A 26124-nucleotide genomic window follows, 5' to 3' on the forward strand; every position below is an offset into this window, starting at 1 on the left:
GGGTTAGAGCAATAGGTGATATATTATGTATCATCATAGAAGAAAAATTATATTGGGAATAGTGGTGACAGCAGCGTTAGTGCTAAGTGTGTTCTGGTTTTTATTTTATGAGAAGCCCCAGAGTACCGAGGAAAACCAGCTTGTATATATCACTGCATCAGAAAATCAATTAAGCATCTTAGAAAAGAGCGGTGTTCGAATAGTAGAAAGATACACAAACTATGCCCTCGTTGAAGTCACACAAAGTGAACGGAGACTGTTAGAAAACGGTAACTTTGAAGTGGTAGATGTAGACACCACGATTCTTTTACAAAACTATCAGTTTGATCCACTTAAAGGTGAACCCCTTGTTCCTAGAGCAGAATCTGATGTGAAACTGGTTCAATTTATAGGCCCAGTGAAGGACTCGTGGAAAAGGGCGCTTGTGAATTTGGGTTGCGAGATTTACTGGTATGTCCCCAACAACGCATTCATTGTAAAGATACCTTCGTCTTCCCTTTCTTTAGTGAAGAAGCTTTCTTTTGTTAGATGGGTAGGTGAATATTTACCATCATATAAGATTGATGCGTCTCTAAATACTCCTGGTGAATCAAAAGTAGATATTTTGTTATTAACACCAGCATCAACAAGTGAAGTAGTTAATGTGGTAAATGCTTACGGAGGAGAATTGATGAGTGTGAGTACCACGAGGATTATAGCTAAGCTCACACAAGCAGGAATAAGAGCGGTTTCTGAGATCCCTGGCGTTGAGTTTATTTCACCCTTCGAAGAAATGAAAATCCTGAACAACAATGCGCAGTGGATTACTCAGACAGGCAATTCTGAAAACAGAAAAATATGGGATAAAGGCATTCATGGAGAAGGGCAGATTGTGGGTGAGACAGATACAGGAATTGACTACGACCATGCTGCATTCCGAGACCCGAATGTGCAGATTGTGCTAAACCAGGTAAACCAGAACCACAGAAAGATTGTTCTCTATCAGAACTTTGCAGATGGGAAGGACTCAGATAACTCAGGGCATGGAACCCATGTAGCAGGCACAATTGCAGGTGATGATTCCTATGTGGGAGGAACTGCACCTTACGATGGGATGGCCTATAAAGCTAAGCTAGCGTTCGGAGACATTGGATATGGAGATAGCCTTTCTGGTATTCCCTCCGACTATAACAACCTGTTTGGACCCTTATACAATGCAGGTGCAAGAATAATTTCGAATTCATGGGGTTCCTCTAGTGCTTCTTACACAAGCGATGCAAGAATGGTAGATTTGTTTATGTGGAACCACAAGGACTGCCTTATTCTGTTTGCTAACGGAAATTCTGGTGCGAGTGGAGCACAAACCGTCGGTTCGCCTGCAACAGCTAAAAATCTGGTAAGTGTGGGGGCATCCAAAAACAGCCCAAATCAAAATGACATGGCATCCTTTTCGAGCAGAGGAACTACTACCGATGGAAGGTTGAAGCCAACAATCTCTGCAGTTGGCTCTAGTTTGTACTCTGCTGATTCTGATGGTAACCTCAACACAAATAATGCAGGATATATAGGTATGGCTGGCACAAGCATGGCAACCCCATGTGCTGCTGGAAATGCTGCTCTTGTGAGACAATACTTTATGGAAGGCTGGTATCCAACTGGAACAAAGAATCCTGCAAATGCTTTCACACCATCTGCGGCCCTGCTGAAAGCGGTACTGATGGTTGGTGGTGTTGAGTTGACTGGTTCGTACAGCGACATGAATAATGAGGGCAAATTCCCGAACAACAGCCAGGGATGGGGCAGAATTAACCTGGATAACTCATTGTACTTCTCTGGCGACACCTTAGGACTTCAGATAGTTGATGAGACCACTGGAATCAGCACAGGCCAGTACAAGGAGTATCAGTACACAATATCCTCCAATGCTCAGCCGTTCAAGGTGATTCTGACATGGACTGATTATCCAGGCACAGTGGGCGCCTCAAAAGCACTGGTGAATAACTTGGACTTGAAGGTCACAGCTCCAGATGGCAGCGTTTATCTAGGGAATGTATTTTCAGGCAAGAACCCAGGCCACTCAGTTACTGGGGGCTCACCTGACACCCTGAATGTGGAGGAAGGCGTTATTTTGCCTACGCCAGTTACAGGAACATACACAATCAGGGTGACTGCAACCAATGTGCCTAATGGACCTCAACCATTTGCACTTGCAGTAATTGGTGCTTTTGGCTCAGGTGGTGGAGATACCACTCCTCCAACAATCTCAAATGTGCAGGTGAAGAACATCACACAGGATTCTGCAACGATTACTTGGACTACCGATGAGCCGAGCACGAGCGTGGTGGAATATGGCACCACAACCGCCTATGGGCAGACAGCAATTGGAGCAAATGGAGTCACTGCTCACTCTGTTACCTTGCTAGGACTTAGTGCCTCAACCACCTATCACTTTAGAGTTAAATCCGCAGATGCTGCAGGGAACACCGCAGTGAGTTCTGACCACACCTTTACCACCTTATCCGCAGGAGATACAACACCTCCAGTGATTTCAAATGTGGCAGTTATAAACATTACGTCAAACTCTGCAGTGGTGCTCTGGACAACAGATGAACCCAGCAGCAGCATTGTGGAATACGGCGCTACAACCTCCTACGGGCAGACGGCATCTGGTGTTGGTGGCGTTACCTCTCACTCTGTCTCCCTCTCAGGATTAACCGCATCAACCCTTTATCATTTCAGGGTTAAATCCGCAGATGCTGCAGGCAACCTTGCAACTAGTTCTGACTACACATTCACCACCTTATCTGATGGAGGAAATGATACCTCACCTCCCGTAATATCCAATGTAGCGGTTAGCAATATTACCCAGGATTCCGCAACAGTTACCTGGACTACCGATGAGCCAAGCACGAGCGTAGTGGAGTATGGTTTGGATACAAATTATGGTGAATCTGCAGATGGCCCAGATGGTGTCACATTCCACACAGTGGTTCTAACAGGGCTTACACCTGCAACAACCTACCACTTCAGGGTGAGTTCAAAGGACGCCGTTGGAAACACTGCTGAAAGTGACGACTATACCTTCACAACCAGTCAGGCAGACACAACACCACCTGTAATCTCCAATGTTGCAGTCTCTGGAATAACAATGACCTCAGCGATAGTTACATGGACCACAGATGAACCAAGCACAAGTGTTGTGGAGTACGGCACCACCACATCCTACGGAGAGGTGGCAATAGGTGCTACTGGGGTAACATCTCACCAGGTGACTTTGACAGGATTGACACCATCTACGAAATATCACTTCAGAGTAAATTCAAAAGATGCTTACGGCAACACTGCAGTCAGTCAGGATTATAATTTCACGACTGCCTCTAATGATACCACGCCTCCAAAGATTTCAAATGTTACGGTGGTAAACATCACATCAACTTCTGCAGTGGTTATGTGGACTACGGATGAACCCAGCAGCAGCATTGTAGAATATGGCACTACTACCTCCTACGGGCAGACGGCAACCGGCGCAAATGGAGTCATTTCTCACTCTGTCCAACTATCTGGCTTAACTGCATCAACCACTTATCATTTCAGAGTCAAATCAGCAGATGTCAACGGAAACACTGCCACAAGTTCTGACTACACATTCACAACATCTGGTGGCGGTGGAGACACAACACCTCCTGTCATCTCAAATGTGGCTGTGAAAAACATCACGGCTACCTCTGCAATTATAACCTGGATAACAGATGAGCCCAGCAGTAGTGTAGTAGATTACGGCACGACCACTGCCTATGGAAAGAGTGCAACGGGCGCTGGGAATACAACATCACACTCTGTCTCTTTATCTGGACTGACACCAGGGACGCTCTACCACTTTATGGTAAAGTCAACGGATGCCTATGGCAATGCCGCAAACAGTTCTGACTATACATTCACAACATTAAACGATACCACAGTGATTCCACTTACGGATGGAGTGCCAGAAACAGGCACACTTAACGGACCAAAGGACACAAGATACTACAGTCTGGTGGTGCCAGCAGGGAAAATAAAATTGAAAGTTGAGTTGAGCGGCCCTGCATACACTGACTTTGATGTCTATGTTAAACTCGGAGCACTGCCGACACTGTCCAGCTACGACTACAGAGGCGTAAATTCAAACTCTAATGAGCTTGTGAACATAAACGCACCCTCCCCTGGAACATGGTATTTCATGGTCTATTCTTATTCTGGTAAAGGTTCCTTCACAATCAAGGCCACCACGACTGCACCACCGTCAGTCACACCGCTCACAGACGGAGTGCCGTACACAGACACAATCAATGGAACTGGGTATGGCAAATACTACTCAATCACAGTGGCTGCAGGAAGAGCCCAGCTGAAAATAGAGCTCGTAGGTTCAAGTTCCTACTACTACAAAGACTTTGACCTCTATGTGAAATACAATGCACTCCCAACCACTCTGAGCTATGACTACAAGAGCACCAGTTCCTCCTCCAACGAAAAAATTTCCATATTGAACCCAGCCGAGGGTATCTGGTTCATATATGTCTTCTCATACTATGGTGCTGGCAGTTATACTATTAAGGCAACAACAACAGACACTGTGGACGATGGACAACTTCAGGATGGTGTGGCTAAGACGAGTTCGCTGAGCGGAAGTGGAAGGGGCGAATACTTCTACATCACAATTCCAACTGGGAAGTACAGGTTAAGAATTGACCTCACTGGACCATCTAACGCTGACTTTGACCTCTATGTGAAACTGAATTCAAAGCCAACTCCATGCTACTATGACATCAGAAGTGTGGGACCCTCGTCTTACGAAACGATAATCATTGGCTATCCGCCAGCTGGAACATGGTACATCTTGGTGTACTCCTATTACGGTTCTGGCAGCTTCACAATCAAAGCCACGACCTACTAAACTCTTTTTCTTTAATTTTTTAATCTGCAACCACTCTTAAATTATATATACCAAATGTGTTTAGAGAACCGATGGCTGGGCGAAAACTAAGACCGACCCTGAGGCACTGGAAATATCTGTTTTATACTCTTACAATTGTCTTCTTCATAATATTTGTTCTTGTGCCTGTGCTTTATTCGTTTGTGTATGTAGGGACTAATTGGGACTCAGTAAACCGCAACATTCTCACCGACGAAAAACTCATCTCTTTGTTCAGTAGAAGCATTCTTGTCTCGCTTGCAGTTGCTATCATCGTGGTAATCATCGACATTGTACTTGGATTACCACTTGCTTGGTTCCTTGCAAAACGAGAATTTCGAGGTAAAGAGTTTGTCGATACTCTTGTTGACATACCACTTGTGATGCCAACTGCAGCACTGGGTTTTAGCACAACCCTTTTCTTTGCGAAGGACTTAACCACAGAAATCACGAGGTCAGGAGCCATTGCAATTTTTTCTTCGCCTTTTGTAATTATCATTCTTCTCCACATAGCATTCACCCTTCCCTACATGGTGCGTTCAATGAAGGCAGGAATAGAGGAGGTAGACATTACATATGAGTTCGCTGGTGAATGCTTTGGTGCTCAAAAATTCACAGTTGCAAGAACAGTTACTTTGCCTATTATGAAAGCTGCAATTGTTACAGGGATTATCCTCTGTCTAGCTAGAAGTTTGAGCGAAACTGGTGCAACCTTTCTTGCAATTTCAATGGTGACCAATGTTGACTATGCCACTCTTACTTCCAGTTCAACGCTCACTGGCCCAGCTCTTATCAATTCTCTGAAAAATGCAGGGTATCCATACATCAACGAAGCCCTAGGTTTTATGAGTATGGTTTTGATTTTAATATCACTGGTTTTATTAGGGATTGTGAAAATTTTTGCAGAAAAAGTTCGTTTTCCATTCAGAAAAGTTTATCAATTAGAGAATCTGTTCAGCACAAAGAAGATGGGTATGCTTCGCGATGTATCTGGTCTTTTTCTTTTCCTCTTCCTGGTGCTTATCCCCTCTCTATTCATACTTGCATACATACCTCAGCAATGGGGACATAGCGTCCACATTGACTATGGAAGAATGCTTTATTCTCTTGGGATTTCTTTGATTGTTGCAACTCTTACAACCCTAATTTGTTTGGCTACGGCAATACCCCTTGCTATTTACATTGCGAGAGCAAGGGAGCGAAAGAGTGCAGAAACATTAGATATGTTAGCAAACATTCCTATAATTGTACCTACGGTTGCGTTAGGGATATCATTGGGTTTATTCTGGAAGAACTTCTTTAACATCAATAATAATTTCCTAGTTATTCTTGTTGTTGTTTTGGCCCATGTTTCATTTACTTATCCTTTCCTTGTGAGAACCTTTGCTGCCGCAATGCGACAAATTCCACCGGATTATGAGGAAGCTGCAAAGACACTGGGCGCTAGACCCCTTACTGTATTCAGAAAGATTGTATATCCCCTATTCAAGCCCAGCATAATTGCAGGTGTTATAATGATATTTACTAGAAGTTTGGATGAGACAGGAGCAACTATTGCTGTGCTTCCCTCTGACTCTAAGATTACTACAATCCCAGTTTACATTGTCCAGCTAGTCAAAGCCAAGGACTACTACTCTGCCGCAATCGCATCGCTCATTCTCATAGGAATATCTGTAGTTGTGCTGCTTGCTATAAGAATGACGATGAAGGGGAGGAAGAAATGATCGAGATAAAGGGTCTAAGCAAGAGGTTCGGGAAAAAATTGGTACTGGATAATTTAAATTTCAAGGTGGAAAAAGGAGAGTACATTGTAATTCTGGGACCAACTGGTGCAGGGAAAACTACATTATTGCGAATCATTGCAGGACTTGAAAGACCAACATCTGGGGAGGTCTGGAGAGACGGAAGAAGAATAGATAAGTTGGAGCCAGAAGAACGAAAAATTGCTTATTTGTCTCAAACTTACGCACTCTTTCCACATATGAACATTCTTGAGAATGTGATGTTTCCAAGGATTGTTAGTGGTACAAACCCAGCCATCGCAATGAAAGTTGCTGAAGAGTATCTTACCCTCATGAATTTGCTGTCTAGAAAGACTTCATTTCCGAGGGAGATGAGTGGAGGAATGATGCAAAGGGTAGCACTCGCAAGAGCCCTGGCATCCGGGTTTGAAATATTGCTCTTTGATGAACCACTTAGAGCACTTGATGCGAAGCTTAGAATAATGCTGAGAAGTGAGCTGAAAAAAATCGCAAAGGACTTTGGGATTACAGTTATTCATGTCACTCATGATGAGGAAGAAGCGATGGAAATAGGGGATAGAATAATTGTGCTAAGACGCGGAAAAATTGTGCAAGAAGGCAAACCTGAAAAAATTTTCAGTGAGCCAGCGACCCCATTTGTGGCAAACTTTGTTGGTGGTGGCAACTTTATGGCATTTTTTGTCGAGGCATGTAGCAGTAATGAACTGATTTTAAAAGATGTGCACGGAAGGAAACTTAAGGTTGTTGTGAACAAGAAGTTTAAAGTGGGCGAGAAGGTGCTTGTATGCATGAGATATGAGCAGATGGAGTTAGTAATGACAGAGGAGGAAAATAGTTTTTATGGATGTGTGGATAAAATATATCAAGTGGGCAAATTTTATGAAATAGATTTTAGCACAGAATATGAGCGATTGCTGGCAAAGATGCCTATCACTGAGCGGTTGCCTGCAAACGAAGGAGTTCATTGTTGGTTAAAGCCGAAAAAAGTGCTTTGCTTTAGTGCTGAAAATTTAAACATACAGGAGGAACTGGAGGTGGAGTGATGCTTAGGATTGAAAATGTATCAAAGAATTATGGGAGTGTTCAAGCATTGAAGAATGTAAATCTAACTGTGGAAAACGGAGAATACCTCACAATTGTCGGACCCTCTGGTTGTGGAAAGACTACACTGATAAAAATGATATCAGGAATAGAAAAGCCTACGTATGGTAGAATTATCATCGATGGAAAGGATGTGACAACCCTTTCTCCCTCCAAGCGAAACTTTGGCTATGTCTTCCAGAACATTGCACTCTTTCCGCATATGAGGGCTGAGGAGAATATTGCTTATCCTCTAAAAATAAGGTCTATTCATGCAAAAGAAGCTGGTAAAATCGTTAGAGAGTTTGCGGAAATGCTAGGTCTTAAGCCCTATCTGGAGTGTTACCCAAGAGAACTACCAACAGGGATCCAACAGTCCTGTGGGATTGCCAGGGCCCTTGCAACCCAAAACAAACTCATGCTTCTTGATGAACCCCTTTCTGCGCTGGATGCACGTGTGAGGAAAAAGTTGCGGGTTGAACTCAGAAAGTTCATGAAGGATTTTGGTGTCACTGTAATTCATGTAACACATGACCAGGAGGAAGCGTTGGCGGTTGCTGACAGAATTTGTGTAATGCGTTCCGGAGAAATTATAGAGTATGGGAAGCCCAGCGAGGTTTATCATCACCCCAAAACTCTTTTTGGTGCATTCTTTATTGGCGAGATGAATTTTATTTTCTGTAAAATCCATGTGGAAGGAGAGAAAGTTTTTGCGGTTACTGGCTGCGGAGATAAGATAGAAGTGCTAGAAAACTACGGTGAACTCAAAGGCGAGAGAGTTGTAATTGCCATTCGCCCAGAGAATCTGGAGCTGGGTGATGGAATAAAGGCAAAATTCCGTAATACGGTGTTCTTCGGTTCTCATTTGGTCCACATTTTTGACTATTGTGGAGAGGAAATCAAGATGGTTTCCTATGATCTAGATGAAAAATTTAATTATGGGGAAGAAATATCCCTCTCCCTACCAAAGGAAGAGATAAAGGTATATAGGATACCTCCTGAGGGTTTCACTGCAGCAATTTCGCTTGAGAAACTGAGGTGAGCAAATGCAGGAAAAGGGTTTAATGGCATGGTTTACAAAAAGACATGAATCAATAGCGGTGCGGAAAGCTGCTGAACATGCAGATAAGCTTGTGAGCGCGAGTGTTGAACTACATGAAGCACTGAAGTATGCAAGCCATGGAATGGATGCAGAAGTAAAGAAAGCATTGTATGCACTCAACACATTTGAAAAGGATGCGGATAACATAGAATATCAGATAGCTGATGAAGTAAGTGTCTCAGATATGGAACCAAGAGCGCGAGAATTCATGATGAGAATGATTAGGCATCAAGATTATGCAGTTGATTGGCTAAAGGAATCTGGAATGAATCTTGAAATTCTCATTGAGTTGAAGATGACATGCCCAGATGTAGTCTGGAAGGCCCTTCTTGAAATGAACGAAAAAATCGTAGAGTGCACTAAAGCTTTGAAGAGAGCAATGGAACTCCTGCCGACTAATCCAGAGGAAGCTAGAGAGAGTGAGAAACAGGTGGAGATGCTCGAACATAAAATCGACGAAATTTACTTCAATGCAAAGAAAGAAGTTCTGAAACATGTAAGCGATGCTAGAACAGTGATTGTTTTGAGAGAAATTTTACATGGTATGGAGAACTCTGCAGACAACTGCAAAGATACTGGGGATATGATTAGAATGCTTGTTGTGGCAGGGTTATGAAAGTGTTTCTATTACGTTCGTAACTCTTTCTATCGCCTTCTTTATGTTTTCAAGCGAATTAGCATAGGAAAATCTTATGTGCCTCTCACCGTTTCTACCGAAGGCTGATCCTGGGGTGCATATCACTCCATGTTGTACAAGAGTTGTAGCAAGTTCCATTGAGGTTTTGGGTAAAGTAAACTCAGGGAATACATAAAATGCACCTTTTGGAGTAAGACAGTTAAATCCTGGAATGGAATTAAGGGCGTTCACAATGTAATCCCTTCGTTTTCTAAATTCATTTACCATTCTTGTAACATCTGCATCGGCTTTTTTAAGGGCTTCTAGAGCTGCATATTGTGTTGGAGTGGGCGGACAGGCAATTAAGTGATAGTGAGATTTGAAGATATGTGGCATTAGGTGAGGGGGTGCAAGTAAGAAGCCAATTCTCCACCCAGTCATTGCATAGGTTTTTGAAAAGGAATTTATTATTACTGCGTTTCTGCACCTACCCCAGAAACTCTCGTGTTTCTCTTCGTAGATAATATGGTCGTAGACCTCATCAGAAATCACAACTATATTTTTTTGGTCAGCAATCGCTACGAGTTCTTCTATGCATTTTACTGGGATTACACCTCCAGTTGGGTTTGAAGGAGAGTTTACAATAATCGCCTTTGTTTTAGGTGAAATCAAACCTAGAAGTTCGCTTGTATCTGGAACGAAGTCATTCTTTTGGCTAAGTGAGTAGAAAATAGGTTTTCCTCCACAAATCTTTACATGGCTTTCATAGAGCGGGAAACCAGGGTCTGGAATTAGTACCTCATCTCCTTCGTCGATTATAGCCATAATTGTAGCAAATAGAGCTTCTGTAGCTCCATCAGTGATTATTACATTTTCAGATTTGGTAGGTGCAAGCCGGTTGTATCTAGATGCAATCTCATTTCTCAACTCTGGGATACCACCAATAGGCCCATACTTGTTGAAACCATTTTTCACGGCATTCTGGAGGGCATTAAGTACACATTCGGGTGGTTGAAAATCTGGTTCTCCAAGCCCTAAATTGATTGCGTCTGGAGGTGCACCTTCAAACATCTTTCTTATGCCTGAGATTTCAATATTAGAGAACCTTTTTGCGGGCATGAAAGGGCATAAAGGCACTGGGTATTTAACCTTTGCATATAGATGCAAAACTAAATGTTCTGGTTAATTTCAAATATTTGTTCACTCCATTTGGTAATATTTTTCTCTTCAAAGATTTTTAGCGCCCTTTCAAGGTACTTTCTCGCCATTTCTCTGTCGCCGGGTTTTTGCCTTTTACTCAGCATCAATCCGTAATCATAGCAAGTTTTTGCAATTTCGAGAGCCATGTTCATCTTTTCGTAGAGCGAGAGAGCTTTATTAAATGCTTCATCTGAATCATCAAATAAACCTGCTTCCCGTTTAACGATTCCCAATGTTCTATAATATAGTGCCTCTAGGTTATCGGAACCTATTTCTGGGATAATTGCTCTTGCTAACCTCATACATTCCATCGCATCCTCGAATTTCTGTTGCTTAGCTAGAACTTCTGCAATAGAGCTAAGTCCGACACACATCAGTTCCTTAGAACCTGATTTTTTGGCAATTTCCATGGCTTTTTCGTAGTAAGTTATTGCCACATTCAGTTTATCCATTTTCTTGTGAAGGTGTCCAAGAGATATGTAAGAAAGAGAGAGCCCATAATTGTCGCCAATTTTTTCCTGCAGTTTCACGGTGTTGGTCAGATACTTTTGTGCTGTTTCAAGTTCCCATTTTTCAAGGTAAATGCTTCCTAGAGCATTGTATACGAGTGCAACACCGTAGATATCCCCTATCTTCTCCTTTATCTGAAGACCTTTTCCGTAAAATTCAATTGCTTGTTCTAAGTTTCCTTTATCTTGGTGCACATTCCCTATGTTGAGGTAAGAAAGTCCAATTCCATATGTATCCCCAATTTTCTTTGCAATCTCCATGCTTTTCTCAAAGTATTTGAGTGCAAGATCCAGTTCTCCAATTCCGTAATAAACAATACCTAAGTTATTTGAGGATTTACCGATGCCCTCTATATCGTTTATTTCTTCAGAGATTTGAAGCGACAATTTCAGCAAATTTACGGCTTCTTGGGTATTTCCAAGATACATATGGATGGTGCCCATTCTTCGATAAATTAATCCAATTTCTTTTTTGTGGTCTTCCTCTTTGCTCATTTTAAGGGCGTTTTCTAACTTCTCTAAAGCTGGACCATACTCTCCTTTTCTCATATAGATCAAACCTTCGAAGGAAATAATTTTCCTCAATTCCTTATTGTCTCCACTAACAAATTTCTCTGCTTTCATACAAAAATCAATTGCCTCGTCAAATCTCCCAGTTTTTTCATACACTTCTCCGATTTTCATGTGGAGTTCCCCTAACTTTTTTATATTCAAGGGTTGAATTCGATAGAGGTCGTTAACAGCATTTGAAAAACACTCAATGGCCTTCTCATAGTTACCGCTGAGTGCGTGAATTTCCCCAAGCTTTCCTAGGCATTCCACATAAAGGTCCCGCTGCTTTTCTTTATCTATGCAATCCATTGCATGCTGATAAAATCTCGCAGCTTCCATTGCCGCAAAATTTTCCAATGCTCTGTTCCCTGCAACTAGTAAATGTGGTAATGCCTTCCCTTTCACTCCAGCATAATAATAATGGAGTCCGAGAATTGGTGCCACTGCATCTAAGTTACCTCCATTCTGTTCCTCTATATATGCGGCAAGAAGTCCATGATACTCTCTTCGTAATTCAGGACTCAGAGATTCGTAGATTGTTTCTCGGATTTTCATATGGTCAAACTTGTAATGGTCTCAATACGCATGAATCAGTTTGTAGTCACGCTCAAGTATGTTTAAGGTCTTAAGAATGGTTATCCTCGGCATTCCAGTAAAATGTTCAATCGTTTTGGAATGAAAGCACTCACCTTCCACTGCAGCTATTTCTAGAATTTCTCTGTGTGTTTTTTCCAAGCGGTTAATTCTATACTCTATTACACTCTGGACTTTTTCAGGGATCTTGATTTTACTAAGTGGCCTTTCAAGAATGTATTCTTTCTTGTAAGGGTCATAAAGAATTGCCTTCTCCTCCGAAAGCAACTTGAAAACTTCCAGTATGAAAAGAGGATTTCCTTCCGTCTCCCTAAATATAGTATCCAAAAAATTCTCATCGAGATTTCTAATTTTTCCAAAGTGGGCTTCCAGCAACAGAAGTGTTTCCTCTTTTGTAAATCTAGCGAGTTCTATCTTTTTCACCAACTCCTCTCTCTCCATGAGATTTATTGTTTCTGCAAGTGGATGGGATTTTCCATCACTACTTGCGGTAATGTCCTCAGTTCTGTAGGTGCCAATGAGTAATACAGGTAGATTTCTCAGGTTTCTCGCCAGGTAGTGTATGAGAGCAAGTGTGGAAGGGTCTGCCCACTGAAGGTCATCAATGAAAAGCAACAACGGGTTTTTTTTAGCTTCCCGCCTCAACCCAGAAATAATGTTTTCGTATAACCTGTTTAGCTTGAGTTTTGGATCAGAGAGTTCTTTTGAGTAATCAATTCCATCATATCTTCCAGATCCCACCATAGATTTTAAAATTTCCTCAATTCCCTTGACCTTATCCACATTTCCGTGCCAGTTTTTAATGACAGCCCCATATTCTTCTTCCACTTTTCTGTGGATTTCTTCCATTTCTTCTTTCAAAAATTCGTCGGCTTCTCCATGAACTATTACAACAAAATTCAAGTTTTGTCCTTTGTTTATCAAGATAGTCCAGTCACCATAACCCAATCTGTTAAGTGTCTGCTGTTTTTCGCCCTCTTTTTTGTCTAGCATTGAAAGCGAGTCTCTGACAAAGTTGTTGACTGCAGTAATCATTCCAGCGAATATATCTGGATCTAGGGAGGAACTCGTCCGTTCATATTTCGATACCAAAATCCCTGCGTCCTTCATGAAATAGGCACATTCTAATCTTGGTGGAGTTTTGTCTGCTACAAGATGGTCCAACCCAGCCGTTCGGAATGCCTCTCTAATTGGCATGTAGGGCACAATTGCGTCTTTAACACAGAACCCAGTTAGAATTCTATAATTCTTTGTCTGAGCATATTCTGCTTGCTTTGGTGACAAGTGTGGTTTTTCCAATCCCTGCCTCCCCACCGATAAATACGCAATTAGCATTACCACACAACGCCGTGTCTACATACTCTTTCAACAGGAGAAGTTCCTTCTCACGGGCAACAAAAACAGTGCTCATGGGCATAAGTGTATTGTCCTCATCTATAATAACCTTTATTCTGTATCCCAAAGTTGTGGAATATTGTTTGTGTTCTTTTTACGCTTTATGTTGAATTCTGTGGTGCTATCAAAAAAGCCCCAGGCCTAGAACTCAATTCCTTCTCTGGCCTCAACTCCTTTTTTGTAATAATGCTTGACTTCGCGCATCTCAGTGACAAGGTCAGCGATTTCCAGAATCTCCTTCGGTGCATTTCTGCCAGTGAGGACTACTTCTACACGCTCTGGCTTCTGCTTCAGAAATTCCATTACTGCAGGAACTTCAAGGAGTTGGAGGTCCATCGCAACATTTATTTCATCTAGGATGATTACATCAAAACTGCCAGACACCATCTGTTCTCTTGCATGATCAAGTGCCTGATGGGCTAATTTTTTCTCTTCTTCAATTGCTGTTTTCACAAACTCACCGCTCCCAAACTGTTGTATTACAATACCAGGTATTCTTTCAAAAAACAAAACCTCTCCTGTTTCCATTCCTTTCATAAACTGGACAATGCAGACCTTTTTCCCTCTACCAAGGGCTCTCACTGCAAGCCCGAGAGCGGCACTCGTTTTCCCCTTACCATCACCCGTATAAACCTGAATGTAACCTTTCATTCTTTTCCAACTCCAATTTCCACCTTCAACTGGCTTACTACCGTTTCATTCAACCCGGCAAGTGGTAAGAACACAGGAAACTCTACTGGCTCTGGCAGAACTTCAAGAAGTTTCTCAGGGTTCATCCCACTCACTATTCCCTGTGCGTTTCTTTTTTTTGCAATTGCAATCGCATTTGCCATTGTAGACTCTATACCCTCGATTCTCACAGGTGCCCACCGGCGGAGCACTTTGCAATATCCTTCCTTACCCGTGCAAATCATGCTGCAACCCCGCTTCATCATCAGCCAAGCAGCAACCACATCCGCCTCATTTTCAATCAAACCCACGACCTTTCCCTGGGTCCCATAGGGTAGACCACCAGGTCCAGGTAGCTTCTCGGTGTAAATGTAGGCACCTTTCTGCCGCACTTCAACATGAATCTCAAGTTCTGGTTCATTTAAGTTGACAACAAAATGTGGGAATTTCGCAAGTACCACACTCCCAAGATGTTTCGCCAGTTCCATGCTGGTGAACCCGAATTCGCCCACTCTCCTAGCCCTTATCGCAAATGTTTTTTTATCTTCAGCATGGCACGCAACTAATTCAGCTACGTTCTGCTCAATTTCCGCTATGCCTGTGCCAGATTTCACGCAATGACTGAAGGAGACAACACCGAATGTCTTTGCAACGAGCGAAGCAACTTCCTGCTCCCTATCACTTGTGAGATAAATATGGCCTCGGTCCCGTTCAATTTTTGCCTGGATTCTATGCTCCAGCAACTTGCTTTCCAGGTTCCTTATAAGCGCTTTTTCCATCGCATTTCTCACATAGTTGGACTTGAGGGCAATCTCCGCATATCTTACGAGTATTACCATCTTATTCCTCTTTTGTTGCAGAGGCAATTTTCTTTTCCATGCTATGTACTGTGTCCAGTCGTTCATCAATTTTAAGCGTGGTCACAATGCGTTTTGGACCTGCTTCTGCAACTGCTCTATGGGCTCTTCCTGCAATTTCCATTGCTTTCTCCAGTGTCTCTACTTCGAAGCATGTGCCCATTGGCGAGACATGATATTTCACACCGCTTTCTTTTATTGCTTTCACAGCCAGACGCACATATTTTCCCACACTCGTGCCTTCTCCTATTGGCACCACACTTATCTCAGCTACGATCATGGTTAGTAAGATACAGTTGGAAGATATAGAATTTTGGTTTTTGACATCAATAAATGCGGTCTTATTGGGGTTCACATTGTAAACTTTTATATATTAAACACATTTCCAGCTGAGGTAGATTTCCATGGCTATAAAGATCCATCCAACTGCAGAGGTTTCCGAGCGAGCCAAAATTGGTGATGGCACAAAAATCTGGCATCAGGCACAGGTAAGGGAAGATACAGAGATAGGTGAAAACTGTAACATTGGAAAGGGAGTTTACATAGATTTTGGAGTAAAAATCGGAAACAATGTAAAAATCCAAAATTATGTGAGTGTATATCATGGTGTCGTAATTGAGGATGATGTGTTTGTCGGTCCCTCTGCAACATTCACTAATGACCTATATCCGAGAGCGAAATACTGGGGGGAAGAAAGGTTAGTAAAAACCCTTGTGAAAAAAGGTGCATCTATTGGTGCGAATGCTACAATTGTATGTGGGATTATCGTTGGAGAGTACGCGATGATTGGTGCAGGTTCTGTGGTGACAAAAGATGTTCCTCCTCATGCCCTTGTTCTTGGTGTTCCTGCCAGAATCCGGGGCTATGTATGTGAATGCGGTTTCCCTGCAAAGAAAGTTGACAATCACTACACTTGCACAAAATGTGGCAAAAATTTTGAGATTTAAAATAAAAGGTAGAAAATTATTAAATTTTTTTACATTCCAGCATAGTAAGCTTCATCATATGGCTCTGGTTTCAATCCTTTTCTAGTTCTTATCTGAGCAACGACATTCATCATCATTTCTCTCGGAACTGGCTGGAATCCCATATTCTCAGTTCCCCAAAGCACTTTACCTGCAGTCGCACTTCTTATGTCACTGGCAAACCCGAACATTTCTGAAACTGGAACTTTAGCAATTATTGTAGTGTAATCTCCCACTTGCGTCATATCCATTATTTCTCCGCGTCTTTTTTGTAATTCTCTTGTCGCATTACTCATGATTTCTTGAGGCACATTCACTGTGACTTTCTGAATTGGTTCAAGGAGAATTCTTCCTGCTTGACACATCGCACCGTAGATTGCAGACCGCACAGCAGGAATTACTTGGGCAGGACCTCTGTGAATGCTATCTTCATGAAGCTTTGCATCCACGAGTCGCACTTTCACGCCAGTAACTTTCTCTGCCGCAAGAGGGCCCCTATCCATTGCTTCTTTGAAGGCCTGAATGCAGAGTTCCATTGTTTCATTCAGATACTGGATACCCCATGTAGCATCAACGAAGATATTCTTCCCCTCAATCCAGACAACCTTCTTTGCTTCTTCTTTGTCCATCCCTGCATCCTGGAGCTTCTTTGCCAATGCCTTTATGTCCTTTATTCTCTCTCCAGTTGGAATCTCTCCGTTTTCAATTGCCTTTATGACTCCCTCTTCCAACGGGCACACTTCTAGGTAGAACCGGTTATGCTTGTTTGGAGATTTACCCTCAAAAGGACCTCCTTTCCCTTGAACACTCTCACGATATACCACTATCGGCTTTGAAATGTTTATCTCTACCCTATGGTCATTGATTATTCTGTATGTCGTAATTTCTAGGTGTAATTCGCCCATTCCTGAGAGAAGATGCTCTCCAGTTTCTTGATTTATCTCAACCTTTAGCGACGCATCTTCCTTAGCCACTTTTCGCATCACCTCAATCAGCTTTGGAAGGTCGGCCATCTTCTTTGGTTCAATTGCCACTGTGACTACTGGCTCAGATACATGGACAATTTCCTCGAATGGTGTAATGTCTGGAAGATTACTTGCAGTCACACCAACAACTGCATGCGATAAGCCAGTAACTGCCGCAATGTTGCCAGCTACAACTTCGTCAACGACAAGCCGCTCTGGGCCCATGAAGAGAGAGACATGCTGAACCTTATCTTTGAATTTTGTGCCTGCAATATAAAGTTCCATGCCTTTCGTCAATCTCCCGCTGAAAAGTCGTCCCGTTGCAATCTCACCAGCATTCGGGTCGATTGTAATATCAGTTATCATAAATGAAACAGGGCCATCAGGATCTACGCTAAGCATCGCCTTACCAACAGGGCTTTCAAGCTCTCCTTTCCAAATGTGGGGTATTCTGTATTTCTGGGCCTCTATTGGATTTGGTAAATGTCTCACGACCATATCGAAGACCACATCGTTTATCCTTGCCTTTCCAGCCAGCTCTTTATGTCTTCCTTCAGAACAGAGTTCGATGATGTCTTTAAATGTGACACCAGTTTTCTTCATATAGGGTACAGAAAGCGCCCAGTTATGGTATGCACTTCCGAAGGCAACGCTTCCATCCATCACACTTACTTTCCATTTTGACTTGAACTCCTCTGGTGCCATCTTTTCGATCAGGGCATTGACATCGTATATGATTTTTGTAAACCTATCCTGAAGCATTTGTGGTGTGAGTTTAAGCTCATTTATAGCTCGATCTACCTTACTTATGAATAGTACTGGCTTTACTTTTTCACGAAGTGCCTGTCTCAAGACAGTTTCTGTTTGTGCCATCACGCCCTCTACAGCACACACAAGCACCACTGCACCATCTACTGCTCTCATCGCTCTTGTCACATCGCCACCAAAGTCCACATGCCCTGGTGTGTCAATCAAGTTGATGAGGTATTCCTGTCCTTCGTAAGGGTGCACAATGCTTACATCTGCGTTGTTTATTGTGAGTTGTCTCGCCTGTTCCTGTTCATCAAAGTTAAGCACAAGTTGTTTGCCCGCAAGCTCGCTTGAAATCATCCCTGCTGCTGCTAGAAGATTATCTGACAGCGTGGTTTTTCCGTGGTGAATGTGAGCAACAATACCAATGTTTCTTATGTTCTCCTTTTTATACATCATCTTTGGAATTTTCTTGATTAACTCTTCACGCAAATACATAACTTACTCACCTGCCTGAGAGTGCAATTCTTTCGGTATCCTCTTTCTTTGCGACCGCGAAACTTCCCATGTCGCCTTTCGCTGCAAGAATTATTTCGTTTGCAAGACATTCTTCCATTGGTTTCGTGGATTTATGAGTGGCTGTGATTGCACCAAGAGCAAGATTCCTTATTGCCACATTTACCCTTCTGTATGGTGCAGAGTCCACGGATTTCACCACAGATATTCCTCCATATTGGAGCCTTGTAATTTCCTCACGGGGTGCAGAATTCACAATTGCATCTACGAGCACTTGCAACGGATTGGTTTTTGTCCGCTGGTAGATTATATCGAACGCTTTTTTGACCACATTGTAGGCCTTTGATTTTTTGCCTGAATAGTTGTTGTATTGCCTTGTCTTTTTACCAATCTTGCCCGTCTTCATTAGAGCATTTATCAATCTCTCAACTACATTCATTCTGGCTTTTATGAAGGGAGCATTTGATAGCTTTCCTTCGCTGTGTGGTAAAACTACTGGATCCAGATTTATGTATTTTGCCATACCCATATCCTTTATAACAATGTTTTCCCAAGAGTATTTACCAAAAAGCAGAAGGCCGTGCTCTGCAAGTGGTGACTTCTTTTCCATAGCATCAGTTTTTTCTTCTTTTGGAGTTTCTCCTCCCGACTTCCCTTTCTGATTCTCATTGGTTTCGCTAGTAACTGGAGTTTCCTGTTTTTCTTCGCTCATTTTCTTCACCTCACTGGTTTCTGTTTCCTGCCTTTCACAAGCTCTTTGAGTGAAATATTGTTAACCTTTATCACTTTATATCTTACACCTGGAATATCTCCATATGACCTTCCCATTCTTCCGCCAATTCCTTCTACCAGAACCTCGTCGTGCTCATCTATGAAGTTGATAGCACCAACACCCACTGCAAAGGCAGTGATCTGACGCCCGTTTTTGATTAACTGAATTTTGACACATTTTCTAATGGCAGAGTTTGGCTGTTTTGCCTCGATTCCCACTTTTTCAATCACAATTCCCTTTGCTTGGGCCGAACCCTCCAATGGGTCTGACTTTTCCTTCAGTTTCAGCACCTTTCGCTTATAGTATCTACTACTCCATCTAAACTTTTGTCTGTTTCTCGAAAGTTTTCTACCAGCATACAGTCCGTTAGGCGGCATAATTTGACACCCACAATACCAAAACACAAGTGATATATAAAACCCATGGATAGGTAGAAAACGAGGCTTTACCTTTACATAGGGCTTTATTTTCGTAATCTGGGTGTCTGTTTACATCATCCTAAATCAAATAGCGATCAATTCAAGATGAGATTTCCTCTGATGGTAAGCTGCATATCCAATGATTAGTAACCCTACATACCATATCAAGTCATAGGGATGGCCGTCGTAGTATCCTAGATTCTGATTTGCAAAGATGTAGAATATGTCTCCAATCATCACTGCAATGAGTCCCGAGGAGAGCAACACCCAGCCGTTAGATGTGACATCCATCTGAATAATGAACATCACAGCGAATAGGAGAAAGATGTCAAGAAGAGAAAAAACCATGTATGCGTCGTCAAAATAATCGAAGCCATTTGCAAGTGCAGGTTTCACTGAGATGAAGAAAACAGCGATGCACCAGCCCACTACTGAAATCATCGTAGTGGCACTGTTTCTAGCAGTCAGAACGAAGCCAGCAAGTGCAATTTTTTTTGCAAATCCAAAAATATAGAGTGGAATCGCCACAATTCTGAAAAGAATCATTCCTCCTTTCAGACCTGCGATTACTGCAATCTGGCCAAGAGCTAGACACACAAGTGCAATAGAAAACACCAACCAAACCTGTCCTTCTCCACTTTTAAGTCCGTACAACTGATAAGTTCGGAAGCAAAAGAAGACTGCTAAAATCAGAGAAATTGCACCTGCAAACTGGTTGAAAACAATCTGGGCTTCGCCACTGAGCCAGACACCTAACACGAGCATTATCACAAAGAAGAGTAAAAAACCGATAGTTATTTTATCCTTCAAGAGTGAATTTGTAGATTTCAAGCTATTTACCCCCTTCCAGTTTTTTCAGGATTGTGTGTTTTACCGCGTTTGCCTTTTCAGGGCTTACAAAACTTCTGATTGATGGAATTATATGCTGGTCTAATGCCAGAATCATTTGGTCTTTAGTCACAGAGTCAGGTGTTGCACCTATCATGAGCAAACCTTTTTTCACTACCCCGACTGACAGAATATCTCCCAGAAAAGAGAGTTCTTCTACAGTAACCTCGAATATTCTGTTCCCCATGCAAATCCCCGCAAGAGAATGGAATGTGTTTCAAATATAAATACATACCTACAAATTATTTATATTATAAATGCGCTTTACTCTAACTATGAAAGAGTATGATTTGATTCTAGTAGGCACAGGTTCTGGGATGTATATTGTAGACGCACTACTCAAAAAAAATCCAGAGTTGCGCGTTGCAATAATTGAAAAGGACGAACCAGGAGGTATCTGCCTCACGAGAGGTTGTATACCTACCAAGCTTTTGCTCTACCCAGCAGAACTGGTCACTCTAGTCCGTGATGCTAGTAAATTTGGCATTGAGATTAAAACGATGAGGATAGATTTCGAAAAAGTGATGAGAAGAATGCGGGAAAAAATAGACCATGAAATTGAACAGATCCACCATGGTTTGAGCCATCATAAAAACATAGATTTCTATCCCACTGTAGGAGAGTTTATTAAACCCTACGTTTTGAAAGTTGGAAATGAGCTTATTACTTCCAAAACAATCTTATTATGCACTGGCTCAAGACCTGCAATCCCACCTATAAAAGGGATTGAGAAAGTAAGATACCACACCAGCGATACGATTCTCCATATCACTAAACTCCCGAAAACTCTGGCAATAATCGGTGGAGGTTACATAGCTGCAGAATTCGGGCATTTCTTTTCTACAATGGGTTCTAAAGTGACAATCATTGGTAGAAATCCACAATTCCTCCCAGATGAAGAGCCAGAGATAGCCACAGCTGCCAGAAAAATTCTCTCTGCTGCGATGAATATTTATACGAACTATGAAGTGATTGAATTGCAGCAAACTCTTACAAACAAAAAGAGAATTGTTGCGATAGAAAGGAAATCGAAAAAAGTAGAAGTATTTGAAGCAGAGGAAGTATTGATAGCTACTGGGCGTGCCTCAAACTCGGATTTACTTCATCCAGAGAAAGCGGGTATAAAAACGAACAAGAACGGCTGGATTGTTGTAGATGAGTTTTTGCAGACCTCACAGCCAGGAGTATGGGCGTTTGGTGACTGTATAGGAAAATACCAGTTTAAACATGTTGCCAACTATGAAGCGATGATTGTTTACTACAACTTGCTTTCCAAACAACCAGTAGCAAAAGTGGACTACCATGCTGTGCCCAGAGCAGTTTTTACCTACCCTGAAATTGCGAGTGTGGGTCTGAGAGAGAGTGAGTGCATTGAGAAGTATGGAAAGGACGACCTTTTGATAGGTTTTTATAAGTACGAGGACACTGCAAAAGGGGATGCGATGGCCATAAAGGATTGTTTCGTGAAAGTGATTGTGAGAAAAGAAAGTTTGGAAATTTTAGGTGCACACATTGTAGGTCCATACGCATCCATTCTAATCCAGGAAATAGTGAATCTTATGTACACTCCAGACAGAAGTGCGGTGCCCCTCATACAGAGCATGCACATACACCCAGCGCTGTCAGAAGTTGTGGAAAGAGCCCTTAATTCTCTGATGCCAATTGAACACTACCATCACATTCTTGCCCATCACATGTAAAATGCTATAGTGATAGCCATAATTTCAAACATCAAAAATAACTGTGCCATAGCCAGTTAATTCGTTGATTTCCAGCATGTGATATGTTACACCCTTAACAAGCAATTTTAACTTGTGATTTTTTATTTTCTCACCCTTTGCCAATGCTTTAAGCACAAAAAGGCCATTCTCCTTCTCAACTTCTACATCAAATTCTGAGAACACAAGCCGCGATGCATCATGGAGAAAAAGAAGTTCTGAGAGATAGGCGAAAGCCAGTTCTTCGTAAGTTTCTCCTTTCACCTCAATTTTTTCCTCTCGCTCATGTCTTACTGTATCTAAATCCACAATCAATGAAAACATTCCTTTACTCATCTCCCTTAAAATTTCTGCTGGCGTTTTTCCATATGCCTTTATTCCCACATCTGCAGTATGCTCAATTATCTCATACATTGCACTGCCTTAAACTCCGAGGGAATAAATTTATTTCCATGGAAATTCTGGTTTCAGGAAGCGCACAAGCATGTTGAGCACTGCCTTCGTTTTCAACTTAGATGCCTCTTCCACCCTGATTTTCCTACCCGCTAGATCTTTGCCCAGGTTCCATTCTCCAGCATGGGCTTTAAGAAATTCCAGTGCATCGTTCTCTTCATTGAGCAAGCCCACAACCCATCTGCCCCCAGAAACAAATGGTTTGAGAAACACATCCTTTCTCTTGCTGTATTTTCCCAAGAACTCGTCAGAATTTTTAAGCCACACATAAGGTCCTGCATGTAGATAGAGCTTTGGTATCTTCTGGTTTTCCAATTCAATAAAGACCCAGATTTCTTTCTCAGTAAAAAAGGAAAAGGAACGGAGGACTTTAAAGCCAGCCATGCCCAGATTCTGAACAATCACCCGTTCCATCTTCTTTACCTGCGATGCAATGATGTCGTCCACTTTCTCAGGGCGTTCCGTAGAAATTGAAAGAATTGCGGTACCTGCCCTCTTAATATAGCCCAGCACCTCTTTTCTGGCTTTCTCAGCTGACAATTCTCTCTTTATAGGATAGAAAAATTTGATGTCTGGTTTTTCCAGATAATGCTGGGCCGCAACAATGAAAAGAGAGAGGGATTCCAGCGAGACCGCAGATGCCACATTCCTGCCAGGGTCAACTGGGTCAATAAAAACCAATGGTTCGATAAATTTCTTTACTGGCTCTTTTTCAATCCACATATGAACATTTGCCCTCCAGTTTTTAGCACTTTCAAGCACTCCTCTGAAAGTTCCATACTTGATTATGAGAAGCTCACAAAGATAGCCAGAGAAACCCTGGACTGCTGCCTCCGCTCCATAAATCCCCAGACCTTTGAGGAAGCGCTTGAGCAGTCGCACTTCGTCCTTCTGTTCTTCTTTCAGATGCTCGTTCACATACTTGTTATGGAATGGAGTTCTATCCACCGCACTCAGTTTCTTTGATGGATCCTTCACCTTGTAGCAAGGAACAATGTCCACCTCAAAACCCCTGTAAATCCCATGCACATAGGGATGTTCAGCATACTTCAATTCTCCTCGCAGCACTGCCATCCCTATCTCTATTCCCAATTTTTCAAGTTTCTCCCTCAGAAGGTCTTCAGGGAAAAGGAGGAATATGTCAATGTCCCTGCTTTCCTTCAGATATGTGTCTCTTGCGCAAGAACCCACAACAAGCACTTCTGCATTTGCTTTTTTGTTGGCAATGCACTCTTTCAGTTTTTCAGTCAACTCACTAATTGTGTGTTCAATCAGCAATCTTGTCTTTGTATCTGGACGAATTTTCTCAAGCACTTTTTTTTCAACATCGTACATTTACATCTGCACCCTGCGAAGAAGAAATGGTAGGGCTGCGACAAGCATCGGAATAAGTAGCCCTGTGTTTTCTGGCACAATGTTTGATGGATTGTTAGGTGCTACATTGTTATTGAGGGCAGAGTAGTTCCAGTATCCAATAAGGGTTTGGGGGCTCGCACCACCAGGGTTTTGTGAGGGCGTGGCACCGAAAAGCCAGTTATTGGCACCATTCGTGAGGAAAAGCACGACTTTAACTGCGGATGGATTTCCGATGTCAGCATAGGGTAAAGCAATTTCTGCAGTTCCGTTGTCCCAGTGCCATGCTGGAAATCCTCCATTTCCAGTATATGGCATGTCAATCTGCCATTCTGTTCCATTCCAGTGCCGCAAATTCCAGTAATAGTCAGTGTCTCCATAAGGTCTGGGTTTGAAAACAAAGCACCAGTCAGCAGAGAACGGAAGTGTGTGCTGTCCATTCCAGTCAACAGAGGTCGTTGTGCCTCCTGTTTCTGTATCCAGATAGACCCAGAGCACATCGTAGTCGTCATTGCTTCCATGGAAGGTTTCACCCCTTGAGAGTCCAACAAAGAGAGAGGTTTCATTCCATGTGAAATACCAGTTTGCATTGTCCTTGCCAGTGAGATTTTCGTCGTTGTGCCAGTCGCTCAGATTAGCATCAACTGTTATGTTGTGGTATGTGGTAAGGGGCTGGAAATTCTGGTTACTGGAAAATGATTGGCTTGTTCTCAGTGCAGGAGCAAAAATGCTAAGAAGGAGCATAATTCCGAAGAGACACAAACTCACTGGTATCCATTTTCTCCAGGCACGCCTTGTCCTGGCATTGCCTTCATTCCCAGCTTGCGAACAGAGCCCGCAAACAAATCCTCTTCTTTTTGTTAAGCTTTTCATCTCCATCACTGGTTCTTAGAATAGATTTGGGATATATAACCATTGCTTATCTCAACTGATTTCTTTTATCGGCTTAAACAAACTCACATACAATTCCTCAAAGAAAAACCTTCTGGATTTTAGGATTTGCCAGGAATACATTGTTTTGAACTGGTTTATTGCTTCTGTGTTGTGAGAGGAGTAGAGCAGATAGATAACTCCCTCTTTCTTAAGAAATTGCCAGGCATCTGCTAAAAACTTCCTGATCACATCAGAACCATCTGGACCACCATCTAGCGCAAGATTGAAATTCCCAACAACCTTGTCTTGCTCAGCAGTTGGGAGGTAAGGCGGATTAAAAATTATCACATCAAATTTTCCATTGATTTTTTCAAAAAGGTCAGAAACAATGAAATTTATTTTCACATTGTTTGCTTCAGCATTTCTCATCGCATTCCTTATCGCAGTCTCAGAAACATCACAGGCAGTCACATCAGCACCATGCAATGCACAGTGAATGGCTATGTATGCTGAGCCAGTGCCCACTTCCAGAACCTGCTGCCCCTCCTTCACTTCCAACGCCTCAAGCAACAGAAGCGTATCCTCTGATGGAGGATAGACCTCCTCATCATAGAAAATTTTGAGCTTCTCCGCTCGCATTATTGCCTCTTTTTCTCCAGCATTGCAATTTCATTCTCAATTTCCGCACAATGCTTCAGAATGATTGCCTCCTCCAGTTTATGTCCCTCTTCCTCCTCATGCATTGAAACAATGTGGATTACTTCTTTCGGTAAGCCATGCTTGGAACAGAGCAAGACGCCACCCACATCATGCTCTATCAAACTCTCGTTTTTCTTGAGTTCCCCCCCTTCTAGCTTATGTTCAGCAGCGATGCCTACATCGTGCAGTATTCCCCCTGCAATAAGCCAGTCCATGTTCACATCTCTACGAACTACCGCAATTGCCATTGCCATCTGGGTGATTCTTCTTGTGTGGTCAACAAGCGAAATTTTTCTCCTTGCATCTGGCATTATTATTTTTTTCACAATCTCCATGTTCCCACCAGTTGCCTCCCTCCAAACTGCTATAACTTTTTCCTTCAAACCTTCATCCTTTATTTTTTGAATCTCAGGAAAAACCCGAATTACTTCGTCTTTGTCCATGCCCTTTTCCCTGCACCGAATAAAGCAAAATAGTATTTAAAATTTC

24 protein-coding genes are annotated in these 26124 nt (G+C 42.3%); 7 read left to right on the forward strand and 17 right to left on the reverse strand.

Features of this window, described 5'->3' with window-relative positions:
• The first annotated feature begins 64 nt into the window (after window positions 1–64).
• The 5 genes from QXD64_01100 (at window position 65) to QXD64_01120 (ending at window position 9488) form a co-directional block, all read left to right on the forward strand.
• Complete coding sequence (locus QXD64_01100; GenBank protein ID MEM3395912.1) at window positions 65–4909, forward strand: fibronectin type III domain-containing protein; 4845 nt, start codon at window positions 65–67, stop codon at window positions 4907–4909.
• Window positions 4910–4980: 71 nt separating this feature from the next.
• Window positions 4981–6651 (forward strand): ABC transporter permease subunit, encoded by a 1671-nt coding sequence (locus QXD64_01105; protein ID MEM3395913.1) that lies wholly within the window; start codon window positions 4981–4983, stop codon window positions 6649–6651.
• A complete protein-coding gene (locus tag QXD64_01110; GenBank protein ID MEM3395914.1) occupies window positions 6648–7733 on the forward strand; it encodes an ABC transporter ATP-binding protein in 1086 nt (361 codons plus the stop codon). Before QXD64_01105 ends, QXD64_01110 begins: the two co-directional genes overlap by 4 nt.
• Complete coding sequence (locus tag QXD64_01115; protein MEM3395915.1) at window positions 7733–8812, forward strand: ABC transporter ATP-binding protein; 1080 nt, start codon at window positions 7733–7735, stop codon at window positions 8810–8812. Before QXD64_01110 ends, QXD64_01115 begins: the two co-directional genes overlap by 1 nt.
• 4 nt (window positions 8813–8816) lie before the next feature.
• A complete protein-coding gene (locus tag QXD64_01120; protein ID MEM3395916.1) occupies window positions 8817–9488 on the forward strand; it encodes a DUF47 family protein in 672 nt (223 codons plus the stop codon).
• Here the strand turns inward: QXD64_01120 and QXD64_01125 are convergent.
• The 7 genes from QXD64_01125 to QXD64_01155 all read right to left on the reverse strand — a co-directional run bounded on the left by QXD64_01125 (window position 9483) and on the right by QXD64_01155 (window position 15544).
• Window positions 9483–10607, reverse strand: coding sequence for a pyridoxal phosphate-dependent aminotransferase (locus tag QXD64_01125; protein MEM3395917.1), 1125 nt, complete (start codon window positions 10605–10607; stop codon window positions 9483–9485). The genes QXD64_01120 and QXD64_01125 overlap by 6 nt on opposite strands.
• Before the next feature lie 50 nt (window positions 10608–10657).
• Window positions 10658–12304, reverse strand: coding sequence for a tetratricopeptide repeat protein (locus QXD64_01130; protein ID MEM3395918.1), 1647 nt, complete (start codon window positions 12302–12304; stop codon window positions 10658–10660).
• A gap of 21 nt (window positions 12305–12325) precedes the next feature.
• Window positions 12326–13627 (reverse strand): AAA family ATPase, encoded by a 1302-nt coding sequence (locus QXD64_01135; protein MEM3395919.1) that lies wholly within the window; start codon window positions 13625–13627, stop codon window positions 12326–12328.
• A complete protein-coding gene (locus QXD64_01140) occupies window positions 13584–13805 on the reverse strand; it encodes an ATP-binding protein (protein ID MEM3395920.1) in 222 nt (73 codons plus the stop codon). Before QXD64_01140 ends, QXD64_01135 begins: the two co-directional genes overlap by 44 nt.
• Before the next feature lie 74 nt (window positions 13806–13879).
• On the reverse strand, window positions 13880–14389 hold the full coding sequence (cobO, locus tag QXD64_01145; protein ID MEM3395921.1) for a cob(I)yrinic acid a,c-diamide adenosyltransferase: 510 nt from the start codon (window positions 14387–14389) through the stop codon (window positions 13880–13882).
• Complete coding sequence (locus QXD64_01150) at window positions 14386–15246, reverse strand: THUMP domain-containing protein (protein ID MEM3395922.1); 861 nt, start codon at window positions 15244–15246, stop codon at window positions 14386–14388. Before QXD64_01150 ends, cobO begins: the two co-directional genes overlap by 4 nt.
• A gap of 1 nt (window position 15247) precedes the next feature.
• A complete protein-coding gene (locus tag QXD64_01155; protein MEM3395923.1) occupies window positions 15248–15544 on the reverse strand; it encodes an MTH1187 family thiamine-binding protein in 297 nt (98 codons plus the stop codon).
• A gap of 124 nt (window positions 15545–15668) precedes the next feature.
• On the opposite strand from QXD64_01155, the gene QXD64_01160 reads away from it, so the two are divergent.
• Window positions 15669–16211 carry an acyltransferase gene (locus tag QXD64_01160; GenBank protein MEM3395924.1) on the forward strand — a complete coding sequence of 181 codons (543 nt, stop codon included), beginning with the start codon at window positions 15669–15671 and terminating at the stop codon, window positions 16209–16211.
• Window positions 16212–16240: 29 nt separating this feature from the next.
• On the opposite strand, the gene QXD64_01165 is transcribed toward QXD64_01160, so the two are convergent.
• The 5 genes from QXD64_01165 to QXD64_01185 form a co-directional block, all read right to left on the reverse strand.
• Window positions 16241–18442, reverse strand: coding sequence for an elongation factor EF-2 (locus QXD64_01165; protein ID MEM3395925.1), 2202 nt, complete (start codon window positions 18440–18442; stop codon window positions 16241–16243).
• Window positions 18443–18449: 7 nt separating this feature from the next.
• Window positions 18450–19070, reverse strand: coding sequence for a 30S ribosomal protein S7 (locus tag QXD64_01170; protein MEM3395926.1), 621 nt, complete (start codon window positions 19068–19070; stop codon window positions 18450–18452).
• Window positions 19071–19177: 107 nt separating this feature from the next.
• On the reverse strand, window positions 19178–19609 hold the full coding sequence (locus QXD64_01175; GenBank protein MEM3395927.1) for a 30S ribosomal protein S12: 432 nt from the start codon (window positions 19607–19609) through the stop codon (window positions 19178–19180).
• 126 nt (window positions 19610–19735) lie between these two features.
• Entirely contained in the window at window positions 19736–20482 is a 747-nt protein-coding gene (locus tag QXD64_01180) for a hypothetical protein (GenBank protein ID MEM3395928.1), read from the reverse strand.
• A 1-nt stretch (window position 20483) separates the two neighbouring features.
• Window positions 20484–20726: a hypothetical protein gene (locus QXD64_01185; GenBank protein MEM3395929.1), complete on the reverse strand. Its 243-nt coding sequence runs from the start codon at window positions 20724–20726 to the stop codon at window positions 20484–20486.
• A gap of 88 nt (window positions 20727–20814) precedes the next feature.
• Between QXD64_01185 and QXD64_01190 the strand changes: the two genes are divergently transcribed.
• Window positions 20815–22239, forward strand: coding sequence for a dihydrolipoyl dehydrogenase (locus QXD64_01190; GenBank protein MEM3395930.1), 1425 nt, complete (start codon window positions 20815–20817; stop codon window positions 22237–22239).
• Window positions 22240–22263: 24 nt separating this feature from the next.
• Here QXD64_01190 and QXD64_01195 read toward each other — a convergent pair whose 3' ends face one another.
• Genes QXD64_01195 through QXD64_01215 form a run of 5 tightly spaced genes read right to left on the reverse strand, consistent with a single transcriptional unit; the run spans window position 22264 to window position 26078 of the window.
• The gene (locus tag QXD64_01195) at window positions 22264–22671 is read right to left on the reverse strand and encodes an archease (protein MEM3395931.1); all 408 of its coding nucleotides are present in this window, start codon (window positions 22669–22671) and stop codon (window positions 22264–22266) included.
• Window positions 22672–22701: 30 nt separating this feature from the next.
• On the reverse strand, window positions 22702–24045 hold the full coding sequence (gene cca, locus QXD64_01200; GenBank protein MEM3395932.1) for a CCA tRNA nucleotidyltransferase: 1344 nt from the start codon (window positions 24043–24045) through the stop codon (window positions 22702–22704).
• Entirely contained in the window at window positions 24046–24945 is a 900-nt protein-coding gene (locus QXD64_01205; protein MEM3395933.1) for a hypothetical protein, read from the reverse strand.
• Between the two features lie 42 nt (window positions 24946–24987).
• Entirely contained in the window at window positions 24988–25575 is a 588-nt protein-coding gene (locus QXD64_01210) for a methyltransferase (GenBank protein ID MEM3395934.1), read from the reverse strand.
• A complete protein-coding gene (locus QXD64_01215) occupies window positions 25575–26078 on the reverse strand; it encodes an HDIG domain-containing protein (protein MEM3395935.1) in 504 nt (167 codons plus the stop codon). The genes QXD64_01210 and QXD64_01215 overlap by 1 nt, the downstream gene beginning before the upstream one ends.
• Window positions 26079–26124: the final 46 nt, after the last annotated feature.

The sequence above is a fragment of the Thermoplasmata archaeon genome (genome assembly GCA_038874435.1).
In the GTDB taxonomy this organism is placed as follows: Archaea; Thermoplasmatota; Thermoplasmata; order Lutacidiplasmatales; family SKW197; genus SKW197.

Excerpts from the sequence above, each read along its gene's own strand:
- QXD64_01110 (MEM3395914.1), top strand. The coding sequence starts at position 6,648 with ATGATCGAGATAAAGGGTCTAAGCAAGAGGTTCGGGAAAAAATTGGTA.
- QXD64_01165 (MEM3395925.1), bottom strand. The coding sequence starts at position 18,442 with ATGTATTTGCGTGAAGAGTTAATCAAGAAAATTCCAAAGATGATGTAT.
- QXD64_01155 (MEM3395923.1), bottom strand. The coding sequence starts at position 15,544 with ATGATCGTAGCTGAGATAAGTGTGGTGCCAATAGGAGAAGGCACGAGT.
- QXD64_01175 (MEM3395927.1), bottom strand. The coding sequence starts at position 19,609 with ATGCCGCCTAACGGACTGTATGCTGGTAGAAAACTTTCGAGAAACAGA.
- QXD64_01150 (MEM3395922.1), bottom strand. The coding sequence starts at position 15,246 with ATGGTAATACTCGTAAGATATGCGGAGATTGCCCTCAAGTCCAACTAT.
- QXD64_01125 (MEM3395917.1), bottom strand. The coding sequence starts at position 10,607 with ATGCCCGCAAAAAGGTTCTCTAATATTGAAATCTCAGGCATAAGAAAG.
- QXD64_01160 (MEM3395924.1), top strand. The coding sequence starts at position 15,669 with ATGGCTATAAAGATCCATCCAACTGCAGAGGTTTCCGAGCGAGCCAAA.
- QXD64_01105 (MEM3395913.1), top strand. The coding sequence starts at position 4,981 with ATGGCTGGGCGAAAACTAAGACCGACCCTGAGGCACTGGAAATATCTG.
- QXD64_01210 (MEM3395934.1), bottom strand. The coding sequence starts at position 25,575 with ATGCGAGCGGAGAAGCTCAAAATTTTCTATGATGAGGAGGTCTATCCT.
- QXD64_01195 (MEM3395931.1), bottom strand. The coding sequence starts at position 22,671 with ATGTATGAGATAATTGAGCATACTGCAGATGTGGGAATAAAGGCATAT.
- QXD64_01115 (MEM3395915.1), top strand. The coding sequence starts at position 7,733 with ATGCTTAGGATTGAAAATGTATCAAAGAATTATGGGAGTGTTCAAGCA.
- QXD64_01215 (MEM3395935.1), bottom strand. The coding sequence starts at position 26,078 with ATGGACAAAGACGAAGTAATTCGGGTTTTTCCTGAGATTCAAAAAATA.
- QXD64_01190 (MEM3395930.1), top strand. The coding sequence starts at position 20,815 with ATGAAAGAGTATGATTTGATTCTAGTAGGCACAGGTTCTGGGATGTAT.
- QXD64_01185 (MEM3395929.1), bottom strand. The coding sequence starts at position 20,726 with ATGGGGAACAGAATATTCGAGGTTACTGTAGAAGAACTCTCTTTTCTG.
- QXD64_01170 (MEM3395926.1), bottom strand. The coding sequence starts at position 19,070 with ATGGAAAAGAAGTCACCACTTGCAGAGCACGGCCTTCTGCTTTTTGGT.
- QXD64_01130 (MEM3395918.1), bottom strand. The coding sequence starts at position 12,304 with ATGAAAATCCGAGAAACAATCTACGAATCTCTGAGTCCTGAATTACGA.
- cobO (MEM3395921.1), bottom strand. The coding sequence starts at position 14,389 with ATGAAAGGTTACATTCAGGTTTATACGGGTGATGGTAAGGGGAAAACG.
- QXD64_01120 (MEM3395916.1), top strand. The coding sequence starts at position 8,817 with ATGCAGGAAAAGGGTTTAATGGCATGGTTTACAAAAAGACATGAATCA.
- cca (MEM3395932.1), bottom strand. The coding sequence starts at position 24,045 with ATGTACGATGTTGAAAAAAAAGTGCTTGAGAAAATTCGTCCAGATACA.